Origin of the sequence: Streptomyces sp. NPDC021115, assembly GCF_044333065.1 — a bacterium.
Classification (GTDB): Bacteria; Actinomycetota; Actinomycetes; order Streptomycetales; family Streptomycetaceae; genus Streptomyces.
In genome coordinates, this window is record NZ_JBIRQF010000028.1 from 32,154 (window position 1) to 42,856 (window position 10,703).

The following is a 10,703-nucleotide window of genomic DNA, read 5'->3' on the forward strand; positions in this document are numbered from 1 at the left end:
CCGTTCGCGGGGACCGTGCGTTACGGGGCGTGAGGGCAGAGGCGGCGGTCACGAGACGGCTCCTGTCATGGTGTAGAGGCGGATGATGGCGCCCGGCCGGTCGAGGGCGTCGGGGTGTTCGCCGGGGTAGACCTTGCGGTTGTGGTTCTCGATGACGCGCCCGTCGTCCTCCCACGCCTTGGCGGTGGTGATGGCGTCGTACGTGGCGCGTTCGAGCTTGTCGATGTCGGGGCTGACGGCCGGGTAGGTGCGGCGCCGCTTCGGTCGGCTGCCGGGCTTGGCCATGGTGAAGGTGATCTCGGCGTAGACGGGGCCGTGTAACGGCTTGGCGTCGCCGCGGAGGATGGCCGCGGTGATGGCGGCGGAGACCTTGTCGCGCCAGGGCTTGACCTTGGCCGAGGACTCCTTCATGAGCGGGATGTTCTTGCCGGTCTTGCGGCTCTTGCCCCAGCCGACGGGGCTCTTGCTGCCCTGGGGTCCGGCGGTGCCGTAGACGGCGACGGTGAGGGCGGGGACGGGGTCCCAGTCGTAAGCACCGGCCTGCACCGGGATGGCAATGGTCATCGGCTCGACCCCGGGATGTCCTTGTCGCCCGTGAGCGCGGCGCGTAGTTCGGGGTTGGCGAGGACGATCGCGGTGTTCGCCCACTCGTGGACGACGCGGTTGAGTTCGTCGATGGCGTCGTCCTGGTTGAGGGTGGCGGTGGCTGCGCTGAGGTCGATGAGGAGGCTGGCGCGGTCCTCGCGGTCGAGGTGCTTGAGCCAGGGGAAGGCGTCGGGGTACGGCTCGGGCTGGTTGGTCATACGGCGTAGTCCTGGAGTGGTATGGGCCCGTGGGGGCCGGTTCGGAGGTAGGTGGCGTGGCCGGGCGCGTGGCCCAGATGGGTGCCGGAGCACCAGCGGCAGCGGTATGCGTGGAGGCGGGGGCCGCCTTCGCCGCGTATCTGCCGGGCCCGGCGTCGGGCTGTGCGGCGGGACGGGAAGGCGGCCTTGCCGAGGCAGGAGACCTCGAAGTCGTTCATCGCGGCTCGGGGAACTCGTCCCATGTGCGCCCGTCCAGCTCGCGTCCGGCGGCCTTCTTGCCGTAACGGCGGACCACGACGGAGCCCTGCTGGTCCTCGTCGCGATTCCAGCCGAACCAGGGGCGCCCGCACAGCTCACCGTTGGCGTTCAGGATCTGGACGCGGTCGTCGTCGGTGACGTACTCGTGCATCGACTTGAGCGGGGCCCACTCACCGTGTTGCTTGTGCAGGTAGGCGACGCCTGCTTCCTGGCACTGGTCGCGGATGGTGCGGAACCAGTCGGGGTGTGCGGGGCGGGCACCGTGGCCAGACTCGCCGCCGGTGATGACCCAGTCGATGCGGGGGCCGGTGACGATTGCCGGGCTGTGCATGGTCAGGCCGGTGGGGGTGGTGCGCTCGGGCCCAGGTGTCGGGCGGCCGGTGAGCCAGTACGTCAGCTTGGGTCGGCCGCGTCCCGGCACGATCGGCCCGTCCAGATCGACCGGGCCGAGGAGCGGTTCGCAGGACAGGAACCGTACGGCGGCGGGGGTGTCGATGAGGGCGGGGATGCGGAGGTCGGCGCGCTTCTGGTCCTCGACGCTGACGCCCAGCCATACGTTGGGCAGCGGCCAGATGTGGGCGGCGGTGTCGGGGCGGCCGTACATCTCGGCTCGGTGGAACGCCATGTGGACGAATTGGGGGTCGTTGAGGAGGCTCCGCATCCGGCCGTGCCGCTTGGTGAGGATCTGGTAGGTGTGCTGGGGCGTTGCGGCCATCACACCGAAGATCAGGTGGAGACTGGCGGTGTCGACGCCGGAGTGGAACAGGTCGCTCATTGAATTGACGAAGACGCGGCGGGGCTTCTTCCAGCGGAGTGGTTCGAGGATGGCCTCGGGGTGTACGGCGATTCCGAAGCCGGGTCCGGAGGTCTTGGAGTCCCCGTCCTTCTGGTACTTGGCCTGACCCATGCCCTTGAGGCGCTTGGCCATGGTCATGGCGTAGCAGTTGGTACAGCCGTCGGAGATGCGGTCGCAGCCGGTGGTGGGATTCCACGTCTGGTCCGTCCACTCGATGCTGGTGTTACTGGCCATGGGGGTGCTCCTTGGGCTGGTCGGCGGCGATCGGGCAGCGTGTGAGGTCGTGGCGGAAGGCGGTCAGCTGGGCGGCGGTGTCGACGCGCTTCGTGTGGCTGTGGCCTTCGGGGCAGCGGGAGAGGGCGGTGAGGGTGCCCGGGGCGTTGGGGGCGACGGTGCGGCCGGGGATGTAGACGAGGCGGAGGTTGTCGTCGATGCGCGCGGTGGCGTGGCCGTCGCTGGTACCGGTCCACTGTTCGGGTACGTGGATGCCGCAGGTGTGGGCGTGGTGTGCGGCGGTGGTGGCGGCTTCGCGGAGGGCCGGGTAGTTGGCCGGCTCAGCGGGGCGGGCGGGTGCCGCCGGGGTGGCGGCGCCCTTCACCGTGGTCACCGGACCGGTCCCTGTTCGGCGCGGAGGGCTTCGCTGGCGACGTCGCCCTGCGCGGTGAGCAGTTGCTCCTTCAGCTCGTCCCGCTCGTCCTCGGCCTTGTTGGCGCGCTCACGCTGCTCGGCCGCCATGATCTGGAACCGCTCGTCGTTCTCCTGCTTGGCGCGGATCGTCATATCCAGCTCGGTCCGCAGCTCGTGGAGCATGTCGACCATGGCGGCGAACCGCTCCGCGTCGTCGCGATGGACGCGAATCGTGGGACACGTGGGGTGCTCGTCGTCGCTGGCGTCGTGCGTGCACGGCGACTCGGTCAGCACGGCCTGGAGTTCGTCGCGCAGGACTTCGGCGCGGTGAGCAGCGGCCAAGCGCTCAGCGCGCTCCACGCTCCAGCCACGGTGGCTGCCCGCCAGGGACGCGATTGTCTCGGCGGCGGTGCGCTCGGCGTCGCACCCGGAGCAACGCAGTCCGGTGTCGTCCCAGGCGTGGCCGAAGGGGTGTGCTGGGCAGACCCACGTCTCGTCAGCGATGGTCATCGGGTCTCCTCGTTCTGGAGGCGGGCGGCGTTGAGGGCGGTGGCGTGGAGGTAGCCGTCGCTGTAGCCCTGGGCGTACATGGGGTCGTACTGCTCGGCCATCTCGATGCGGGCGGTGGCGCGGCGGGAGTCGAGGCCGGTCATGGCGGCCAGCTCCCCGTCGATGAATCCGGCCTCGAAGGAGGCGTCGGGGGTGCCGTACGGGGTGGGGGTGGTGATGGGCGTGGCCATGGTGGGGCTCCGTTCGGGAAGGGTGGGGGCGGCTGGTCAGGCGGCGGTGGCGTGCGGGGCCGGGGCGCCCTGCTGGGCGATGTCGGCGGCCAGCTTCGCGGCCTTGGCCATTACGTCGAGGACGTCGTCGAGGGACGGCGGGGTCTGGGCGTCGATGGGCCGGTAGGTGGGCCACCAGGCGAGGTGGTCGATGTAGTCGGGCTCGCCGGTGGCGGGGTCGTCGTTGGGCTGGCCGTCGATGCAGGCGGAGAGGAAGCGGATGGTGTGCATGACCGACGGGTGGGCGCGGAAGTACGCGTCGGGGTCGCCCCACTGGGCGAGGCACGCCTTGCGGGTGAACTCGGCCGGGGGCAGGGCCTTGCCGGTGTGGGCGAGGAGGATGGCGGCGGGGATGTTGAGGCTGTCGTCGTCGCCGACGTAGCCGGGGGACCCGGTGTAGACGCCGCGCTCGCGGAGGAGGGTGATGGCGCCTCGGATGAGGCGGCTGGTGGTGGCGTGCTGTGCGGCGGCTGTGCTGGGCATGGCGGTCTCCCGGTGCGGCGTGCGGGTGGTGGTGTGGCGGGCCCTGGCCCTGGGAGCGGCCGCACCGCGGGGGTGCGGCCGGGTCCGGGGGTCAGGGACGGGTGCGGTTTCCGCGGTCGTACAGGGCGTCGCGGAAGTCCTGCACGGTGGCGTCCGCGTTGCTGGCGACCTCGCGAAGGCGCTCGATGATCCGTGCATCGTTGCTGTCGGGGAACACGGCCCGCAGGTAGCCGCGGATCTCTTCGGCGTCTCGCTCGTCGAGGGTGTGCTTCAGGAGTCGCTTCTGGGAGCCGTTGTACTTGGGTCCCGCGAGGCGGTAGCCGGTACCGGTGCCGTTCTCGTCGAGTTGGGAGATGCCGAGCTGGAGGCCGCCGGTCCATCCGTCCTTGCAGACGTCGATGACGATGGAGTCGGTGGGCTTGTCGTTTGCCATGGGTGTCCTCTCGTTGGGCGCGTACGCGGGTGTGGTGTGGGGTGGTTGGTGGGCCCGGCCGGGGCGATCTCCAGCGCGGGGGTGTCGCCGGTGTCTGCGGCGGCCGGGCCCGGCTCGGGGCCTACTCGGCGGTGACGCCGCGGTGGTCGTCGGCGCAGGCGGGGCACTGGACGGTGCGGCCGTAGCCGTCGTCGTATTCGTGGGCCTGGTCGGCGTCGAAGACGGTGAGGCAGTTGCAGCCGCAGGAGCAGACGGCGATCTCGCCGCGGGGCGGGAGTTGGAGGCCGATGAGGTGGGCTGCGGCGGCGTGGGCGAGGCGGATCTCGGGGACGGTGATGGCGCTGTCGGCCTGGTTCATGAGGTCGAGGAAGTCGTCGCGGACCGGTAGGGCGAGGTCGGACAGGTTGATCTCGGTGGCGGTCCGGGTGTGGGCGTGCGTCATCACGGCCATGGCGAGCCTCGATTCGGTTACTCCGGGCGGCTGTTGGGCCACTCCGTGTCGGCTCTTCGAGCATAGCAGTTTTAGGTACGTACGCAACTAAAATTTCGAAGGAGGTGAAGAGGGCATGAAGAAGCCCCGCTCCCTCTGCCGGGAGAGCGGGGCTCAGTGCATCGATTCAGGGACAGCCGTCAGGGCGCGGGCCGCTCGCGCTTCCGCGCGTCAGCATGCTGCCGCGCCAGGGTCTCCTCCCGATGGGCGATCACCAGCTCATCCAGGCCCACGTAATCCCGCCCATCGATCCGCCGGACGAACATCCCGTGGCGCGGTATCCAGCGCCGGATGGTGGTCTTCGAGGGCTCGTACGGCGTGCCGCGCAGCAGCCCATGAGCCTCGTCGATGGACACCAGGACGCTAGGGACGGTCAGAGGTTCCGGGATCGGAACAGCCATGCCAAGACTCCCTCATCGGAGGGCCGTCCGTTCGCAGCGCCGACCGGCCGAGGCGGGTACCTATGTGTAGCAATTGTGTACGGGTGTTGCGGTCGATGCCAGGGATAGGACTGTCAGGTTGCTGTCACGTGGCGGCCGCCGTGATGGCGTTCCGCCGGGCGACGCACACCTCGGCGATCTGCTTCAGCTGCCACACGGTGGGCAGACCGAGTTCGTCGTCGCAGCGTCCGTTGACGCACGCCACGATGCGTCTGGTCGACTGCCAGAACAGGCTCCAGCACCCGCACGTCGGACAGGCTTCCCAGTGGACAGCGGCGCTGACCGGTTTCTCGTCCCCCAGGGCGAGGGCGTGCTCCCAGGACTGGCGGAGGACCATGGCGTCGAGTGCCCGCTGCATGCCGCGGGCCGCGTATGCGGTCTCCCGGTAGGCCCACTCGTACACGTCGGCGGCCTCGGCGGGGGCGGCGGGGGCGTCGGGGGAGGCTTCGAGGGTGTGGGTGACCAGCTCGTCGCGGCATGCGGCCATGTGGTCCAGGATGCCGAGGTTGATGGGGGCGCTGGACTGGCTGGGAGGGGTGCGGCGGGCGGGCTGCGGTCGGCGACTTGCGGGGGCGGTGATTTCCTTGCTGAGGAGCCTTAGTTGTGCCGCCGCGGTGTGCCTGACCTCGCTGTCGCCCATGGGTACCCCTGATTCCATCGGCGGCCCGGGGCGCGGAAGCGGTGTGGGGGGTGCTGTGGGCGCTCTTCGGGCCGGGATTGTCACTCCGGTGCTATCCGGACACCACATGGTGTCACGCACTTATCAGAAAGTGAACAAGTTCCCGGGTCTGATCTTCTTTCATGGGGCGGATGTTGCGTTCCCGTCATATCCAACACCCCGTCACATCTGGTCGATATGCGTGCACACGGTCCGGCGCGTGAGGTCAGATGATGCCCGGGACCTGCCGTGCTTGCTCGATCATGCCCCGCAGCAGCCGGTGATGTTTCTCCGGTAGCCCGGCCTGTGCCTCGGCCCCGTCGACCAGCCGCAGCATGACACGGAGGGTGATGTCGTATGCCTCGGCTGTGGCTGGATCTGTGAGGGTGCGGTGCTCCTCGAGGAACATGCCCTGGATGATCTGGGCGAGGCGTTCCTCCGGAGTGGGGCCGGGGTCCGGCTGGCCGTGTGCGCCCACGGTCGGCTCCTGACGTTCGGGGGGCGCAGCGGTGGTTCGGGCGCGTCGGGCGCCGATGTGGATGATGTCGGCCGTGTCATCGGGGCCGGGGAGGGGTGGCGGGGTGGTGCCAGCCGGGTCTCCAGGCATGGGCGTCTCCGCTCGGTCCGGCAGTGAGGGCGGGGAGGGCTGTACGGCCGGGCCGCCGGTAGTCCCAGGCCGAACGTGGCATTCACTGTCGCATCGTTTTCTGTGGGGTGGTGTGGCGCGTTGTGGATTTTGACGCTGATGTGACCTGCCGTTGGCGGGATTCGGACTGCTCGTATATGGGTGGTGCACTGGGGGTACGCAAACGCCCCCGAGCGGCTGGGGGCGGAGTTTTGCCGACAACGACCATCAGCCAGCGCGGGGGCGCGGAGATCTCACGAGCGCATGCCCGTTAGACAACGGTCAGTGTAGTGGGATGCCGCGTCAGGCGGGTAGTGGGCTGCTGCCCCGGGCGCGGGCGTAGGGTGCCGCGCGGGGCGGGGTGCGGCGGGCGGGCTGCGAAACACAGTGCGGACTGTGCCCCGTCCTCGCCGCGGTCTCCCCGGCCCCGGCGGCCGCCGGCTGCTGCGTGGGCCGGCGGTCCGATCCTTCCCGGTAGATATATGCATCGGGAAGGTACCTCACCTGGGTTCCCACGAACGTGTGAGGGAAACTCCCGCATCCCGGGGCGAACCGTGCGGGCAACCACCTGCAACCGTTGACCAGAGGCGGCGGCCCTGCTCTCCACCGTGACGGGATGGAGAACAGGGCCGTGTCGCTGGGACGCGCGCTACCGGCCGCGAGCCTTCCCCGACGCGGGCAGCGCCGGGAGGAACGCGTCCAGGGCCGCGTCCAGGAAATCGGATCGGGACGGGAAGCCATACGCCTTGGTGATGGCGTCAATGACCTCGAGTTCCTGGTACGAGGGCCGGAACGACTGCTGCACGCTGTCTTTCATGCGTCCCCGCTCGGCGCGCCGGCCGGGCACCTCGCCGAACAGGCCGTCGGGGTCGTGGTCCTCATCCTCGACCGGCTGCTGCTGGTGGCGGACCTTCTCGAGGAGCTGGGCGAACAGGTCGTTCTTCCGGGCGTGGAGGACGGCGCGCCGGACGACGATGGCGTTGGTGGGCTCCTTCCCGGTCTGCATCTTCTTGGTGAGCTGGTAGTGGGCGAACCGGTCGCGTACCGAGCTGCTGACCATGATGGTGCACTGGGTGGCGCGCTGGCCGGGTTCGCCGAGGTTTCTTATCTGGACGGTGGTGGGCTGCCGGTCTGCTGGGGCGGGCGCGGGGGTTCGTTCGATGGCCGGGGCCGCGGAGGCGGGTAGCTTGCCGCTGCTGGGGGTCGGCTGCGGTACGAGGGCGGTCCGGGCGGGCTCGGGCTGGGACTCTTCGACGATCGGGGGCGGCTCGACCTCGGTCGGAGGCTCCGGTGCAGACTGCTGTTCCGGCTCGACTTGGCCCGGCTGGGGCGCCGTGTCGACGGCGGGCGCCTCACTCTCGGAGGCCGACGCCTCGGGTGCTGGCGCCCGGCGGCGCTTGCGGGGCGCGGTGGCCGCGTTCGCCGCAACGGAGAAGCCGTCCAGGGCATCGTCCTCGGGCAGCCCCCCGCGGCGGCCGTCCTGCTGGTCAGTGCCGGCGCTCACTCCTCACCCTCCCCATCTTCAGTGTCGAGGGCGATCCACGCCTCCAGGACTTCCATTCCGAGGGACTGGTAGTCGCTGGCGAGGGCCTTGATGGACTTCACCGTTCCGGGGTCGAGATCCTTCGTGGCCCGCATCTCCTGCGGAACCTTTCCGGCCTTGCGGCATGCGACGGCGGCCGCTTCGACGTGCCGGATGGCCTGCCCGAAGACGGGGGCGTTGCCTTTCAGGTCCTTCTCGAGGTCTTCCTTGATGTTCTTCTGGACCTTGGTGGCGCTGGTGTTGGTGGCGAAGAGGACGACACCGAGCAGCCGCAGCATTGCGTTGATGGCGCGGGCCTGGCTGAAGCGGCGGGCGACGACCCTCAGGCCCTTACGGGAGGAGGGGTCGGACTTGGAGGGGATCAGGGTCATGTCGCCGCTGACGAGGGCCTGAATCTGGAGGACTTCGGAGCCGGGGGCGACGTCGAGGATGAGGACGTCGTGGTTGTCGCGGAGCGGGTCGATCGCGGCGGCGTACATGCCCATCCACGCCTGCTGATCCTCTGGGTCGTCGTGGTAGGAGGCGTAGCGGCGCTGTACGTACAGCTCTTCCACGACGTCTTCGAGGGCGTCGCCGCCGGGGAAGACGTACAGGTTGGGGCGCGCTTGTCCGGTGGAGACGAGGGGCTTGCCGTCGAGGATTGCCGCGGCCTGGGCTGCGCCACCGTCGTCCAGGTCGGTTCCGGTGATGCCGAGGTCTTCGCAGTTGTTGCCCTGTTCGTCCATCTCGATGAGGCCGACCTTCTTGCCGACCTTGGCGAGGGCGACGGCGAGGGCTGCGGCGAGGCTGGACTTGCCGACGCCGCCCTTGCCGTTGACGATGACGATGACCTTGCGGCCGAAGGCGTCTTCCTGGATGAGGATCTGTCTGCGGCGGAGGGCTTGTTTCACCTCGCTCAGGTCCGCGAGTTCGAGTGGGACGTTGAGTGTGCCCATGGTGGCCCCTTCACGTTGTCGGCAGGTGGTGTGATGGGGCCTGAGGCTACACATTGATCACCGCGTAGGTTCGGTGACCTGCCGGGGCGCGCCGGATCTGGTATCTGATATGGGCGCTGTCCCGGCGGTCACGGCTGTGGGCTCTGGGATGCTGTCGTGCGTGACGGCTAGCACGCTATATGAGGCGCCTCATAGCATGATTGCTAGCCCTTTACCTAGCACGGCGTATAGCGATCACGCGGCCGTGCTCTCGAAATCGTCGGCGGGGGCATCGCGGTCCTCCGTGGTGAAGGCGCCGTAGGGCTGCCCGTCCGCGTAGACCGGCTCGACGAACAAGCCCTCCCACTCGGGTGCGGGCGTGGTCGGGGCCTTCCGCACGGTCGCGATGGAGCGTTCGAGTCGGCTGGTCTGCATGCTCTTCTCCTAGGCGCTGCGCAGGAAGGCGGTGGGGACGGCGGGCGCGCGCCCGGCTTTCTCGGCACGCGCCCGCTTGAGGGCAGCTTGCCGCACGCTGGCGGGGTCGTTGCCCTTGCTCGCCTCGGCGGTCTCGAGGGCGGCCACGGCGTCCGTGAAGGCGTGCTCGGGCTCGCGGAGGTGCCCGTATTCGCCGGTGCCCCAGTCGCGCTCGATGCGCGGCTTCTGCCCCGTGGGCGGGGTGTGGCTGATGGCGGCGCGGGCGCGGTGGTAGCCGGGTGCGGCGTCGTCGCGGGTGCGCACGGGCGGCGGTTCCTCGGCGCGCGCGGCCGGGGCCGGTGCGGCGGCCGCGGTGGGCGGGGTGACGGGCCCCGGGGCGAGGACGCGGATCGTGCGGACCGCGGTGGAGCCGAGTTGCCCGTTGATGCGCTGGGCGAGTTGGGGGCCGGAGAGGCGGAGTTGTGCGGCGTAGGCGTGGGAGGCGGGCCGGAGGTCGAGGCGGCCGGTGTCCGCGTCGTAGTGGATGGGCTGGACGGTGGTGGCGAGGTCGGGGCAGAGGGTCGGCCACTGGTCGAGGATGTTGCCGCCCTGGACGCCGATGCCCCATTCGCGGTCAGTGTTGAGCTGGTTGAGGATGGCGGCGAAGGTCTGAGGGTCGCGGCCGCTGCCTGCGTCGGCGCGGCGCCGGGTGGGCTTCCGGCGGCTGGTGGGCTGCTGCCTGCCGGCGGGGCTGGCCTTGTACTGGGCGAGGGCGAGGCGCGCGAGGTCGCGGCCCGAGGTGCCGTGCTCGGTCACTGGCCCGCCTCCGCCAGGCGTTCCGCACGCTTCCGAAGTGCCCGTGCACGGTCCCGTTCCCGCTCGCACGCCCTGCACCTTCGCCGCGTCTGTCCCGCCGCGTTCGTCTCCACCCGTGTGTTGTACGTGTCGAATGGGTGCCCGTTGACGCACTCGACGCGGTCCTTCCAGTGGGTGTTCCCGCTGGTCTCACCTCTTGCTATGCGCTGCTTCATGCGACAGATCGGGCAGTACCGTTTCGGGCGCCGCTCTTTCCTGTCGACCAGAGAATGCCCCTCAGGGCACGTCTCCTTACGGGCGTTGGCAGCCGCGAATGAAAGCCCTCTGAGTGAGTTCTCCGCCTGGGTGACTGCTTCCAGATGGGCAGGGTTCACGCATTGCCGGTGGAGGCAGGAGAGCCCCCCTGGGCAGCTCGAGTCCTGGTTGTGGCAGGCGTGATCGATTACTAGCCCATCAGGGATGGGCCCTACGAACATCGTGTAGGCCAGGCGATGCGCGAACCAGCGCTTCCGCTCAACGTAGATGCGGACGTATCCGTTTCCGTTCGGGATCGCGACTTCGTCAGGAAGCCTCCAGCACTCGCCAGGGTTTCCCTGAATGAGCTTCTTCGCGGCTTCCACGCTT

The 10,703-nt window shown here is 69.6% G+C and carries 18 protein-coding genes; all 18 read right to left on the reverse strand.

Translation table 11 applies throughout. From position 1 onward, the window contains the following. Positions 1-48 precede the first annotated feature (48 nt). Positions 49-564, reverse strand: a complete 516-nt coding sequence (locus ACH4TL_RS42895) for a RusA family crossover junction endodeoxyribonuclease (protein ID WP_398330100.1) — start codon at positions 562-564, stop codon at positions 49-51. Continuing rightward, complete coding sequence (locus tag ACH4TL_RS42900) at positions 561-803, reverse strand: hypothetical protein (protein WP_398330097.1); 243 nt, start codon at positions 801-803, stop codon at positions 561-563. Before ACH4TL_RS42900 ends, ACH4TL_RS42895 begins: the two co-directional genes overlap by 4 nt. Beyond that, a complete protein-coding gene (locus tag ACH4TL_RS42905; RefSeq protein WP_398330095.1) occupies positions 800-1,021 on the reverse strand; it encodes a hypothetical protein in 222 nt (73 codons plus the stop codon). The genes ACH4TL_RS42900 and ACH4TL_RS42905 overlap by 4 nt, the downstream gene beginning before the upstream one ends. Continuing rightward, positions 1,018-2,091, reverse strand: a complete 1,074-nt coding sequence (locus ACH4TL_RS42910; RefSeq protein ID WP_398330092.1) for a DUF5131 family protein — start codon at positions 2,089-2,091, stop codon at positions 1,018-1,020. Before ACH4TL_RS42910 ends, ACH4TL_RS42905 begins: the two co-directional genes overlap by 4 nt. Next, the gene (locus tag ACH4TL_RS42915) at positions 2,081-2,464 is read right to left on the reverse strand and encodes a hypothetical protein (RefSeq protein ID WP_398330089.1); all 384 of its coding nucleotides are present in this window, start codon (positions 2,462-2,464) and stop codon (positions 2,081-2,083) included. The genes ACH4TL_RS42910 and ACH4TL_RS42915 overlap by 11 nt, the downstream gene beginning before the upstream one ends. Then, positions 2,461-2,994 carry a hypothetical protein gene (locus tag ACH4TL_RS42920; RefSeq protein WP_398330086.1) on the reverse strand — a complete coding sequence of 178 codons (534 nt, stop codon included), beginning with the start codon at positions 2,992-2,994 and terminating at the stop codon, positions 2,461-2,463. The genes ACH4TL_RS42915 and ACH4TL_RS42920 overlap by 4 nt, the downstream gene beginning before the upstream one ends. Next, entirely contained in the window at positions 2,991-3,224 is a 234-nt protein-coding gene (locus tag ACH4TL_RS42925; RefSeq protein ID WP_398330083.1) for a hypothetical protein, read from the reverse strand. Before ACH4TL_RS42925 ends, ACH4TL_RS42920 begins: the two co-directional genes overlap by 4 nt. Positions 3,225-3,260: 36 nt before the next feature. Next, positions 3,261-3,746, reverse strand: a complete 486-nt coding sequence (locus ACH4TL_RS42930; protein WP_398330080.1) for a hypothetical protein — start codon at positions 3,744-3,746, stop codon at positions 3,261-3,263. Positions 3,747-3,837: 91 nt separating this feature from the next. After that, positions 3,838-4,179, reverse strand: a complete 342-nt coding sequence (locus tag ACH4TL_RS42935) for a hypothetical protein (RefSeq protein ID WP_398330077.1) — start codon at positions 4,177-4,179, stop codon at positions 3,838-3,840. A 121-nt stretch (positions 4,180-4,300) separates the two neighbouring features. After that, positions 4,301-4,630, reverse strand: a complete 330-nt coding sequence (locus ACH4TL_RS42940) for a hypothetical protein (protein WP_398330074.1) — start codon at positions 4,628-4,630, stop codon at positions 4,301-4,303. Positions 4,631-4,809: 179 nt separating this feature from the next. Continuing rightward, entirely contained in the window at positions 4,810-5,070 is a 261-nt protein-coding gene (locus ACH4TL_RS42945) for a hypothetical protein (RefSeq protein ID WP_398330071.1), read from the reverse strand. Between the two features lie 124 nt (positions 5,071-5,194). Further along, positions 5,195-5,749, reverse strand: a complete 555-nt coding sequence (locus tag ACH4TL_RS42950; protein WP_398330068.1) for a hypothetical protein — start codon at positions 5,747-5,749, stop codon at positions 5,195-5,197. A gap of 244 nt (positions 5,750-5,993) precedes the next feature. Beyond that, positions 5,994-6,245: a hypothetical protein gene (locus ACH4TL_RS42955; RefSeq protein ID WP_398330065.1), complete on the reverse strand. Its 252-nt coding sequence runs from the start codon at positions 6,243-6,245 to the stop codon at positions 5,994-5,996. Positions 6,246-7,041: 796 nt separating this feature from the next. Then, positions 7,042-7,896, reverse strand: coding sequence for a hypothetical protein (locus ACH4TL_RS42960; RefSeq protein ID WP_398330062.1), 855 nt, complete (start codon positions 7,894-7,896; stop codon positions 7,042-7,044). Then, the gene (locus tag ACH4TL_RS42965) at positions 7,893-8,870 is read right to left on the reverse strand and encodes a ParA family protein (protein ID WP_398330059.1); all 978 of its coding nucleotides are present in this window, start codon (positions 8,868-8,870) and stop codon (positions 7,893-7,895) included. Before ACH4TL_RS42965 ends, ACH4TL_RS42960 begins: the two co-directional genes overlap by 4 nt. 234 nt (positions 8,871-9,104) lie before the next feature. Next, complete coding sequence (locus ACH4TL_RS42970; protein WP_398330056.1) at positions 9,105-9,284, reverse strand: hypothetical protein; 180 nt, start codon at positions 9,282-9,284, stop codon at positions 9,105-9,107. Between the two features lie 9 nt (positions 9,285-9,293). Next, positions 9,294-10,079 (reverse strand): DciA family protein, encoded by a 786-nt coding sequence (locus ACH4TL_RS42975; protein ID WP_398330053.1) that lies wholly within the window; start codon positions 10,077-10,079, stop codon positions 9,294-9,296. Beyond that, complete coding sequence (locus tag ACH4TL_RS42980) at positions 10,076-10,699, reverse strand: HNH endonuclease signature motif containing protein (RefSeq protein ID WP_398330050.1); 624 nt, start codon at positions 10,697-10,699, stop codon at positions 10,076-10,078. The genes ACH4TL_RS42975 and ACH4TL_RS42980 overlap by 4 nt, the downstream gene beginning before the upstream one ends. Positions 10,700-10,703: the final 4 nt, after the last annotated feature.

Excerpts from the sequence above, each read along its gene's own strand:
- ACH4TL_RS42910 (WP_398330092.1), bottom strand. The coding sequence starts at position 2,091 with ATGGCCAGTAACACCAGCATCGAGTGGACGGACCAGACGTGGAATCCC.
- ACH4TL_RS42940 (WP_398330074.1), bottom strand. The coding sequence starts at position 4,630 with ATGGCCGTGATGACGCACGCCCACACCCGGACCGCCACCGAGATCAAC.
- ACH4TL_RS42925 (WP_398330083.1), bottom strand. The coding sequence starts at position 3,224 with ATGGCCACGCCCATCACCACCCCCACCCCGTACGGCACCCCCGACGCC.
- ACH4TL_RS42920 (WP_398330086.1), bottom strand. The coding sequence starts at position 2,994 with ATGACCATCGCTGACGAGACGTGGGTCTGCCCAGCACACCCCTTCGGC.
- ACH4TL_RS42965 (WP_398330059.1), bottom strand. The coding sequence starts at position 8,870 with ATGGGCACACTCAACGTCCCACTCGAACTCGCGGACCTGAGCGAGGTG.
- ACH4TL_RS42970 (WP_398330056.1), bottom strand. The coding sequence starts at position 9,284 with ATGCAGACCAGCCGACTCGAACGCTCCATCGCGACCGTGCGGAAGGCC.
- ACH4TL_RS42900 (WP_398330097.1), bottom strand. The coding sequence starts at position 803 with ATGACCAACCAGCCCGAGCCGTACCCCGACGCCTTCCCCTGGCTCAAG.
- ACH4TL_RS42930 (WP_398330080.1), bottom strand. The coding sequence starts at position 3,746 with ATGCCCAGCACAGCCGCCGCACAGCACGCCACCACCAGCCGCCTCATC.
- ACH4TL_RS42905 (WP_398330095.1), bottom strand. The coding sequence starts at position 1,021 with ATGAACGACTTCGAGGTCTCCTGCCTCGGCAAGGCCGCCTTCCCGTCC.
- ACH4TL_RS42950 (WP_398330068.1), bottom strand. The coding sequence starts at position 5,749 with ATGGGCGACAGCGAGGTCAGGCACACCGCGGCGGCACAACTAAGGCTC.
- ACH4TL_RS42935 (WP_398330077.1), bottom strand. The coding sequence starts at position 4,179 with ATGGCAAACGACAAGCCCACCGACTCCATCGTCATCGACGTCTGCAAG.
- ACH4TL_RS42895 (WP_398330100.1), bottom strand. The coding sequence starts at position 564 with ATGACCATTGCCATCCCGGTGCAGGCCGGTGCTTACGACTGGGACCCC.
- ACH4TL_RS42945 (WP_398330071.1), bottom strand. The coding sequence starts at position 5,070 with ATGGCTGTTCCGATCCCGGAACCTCTGACCGTCCCTAGCGTCCTGGTG.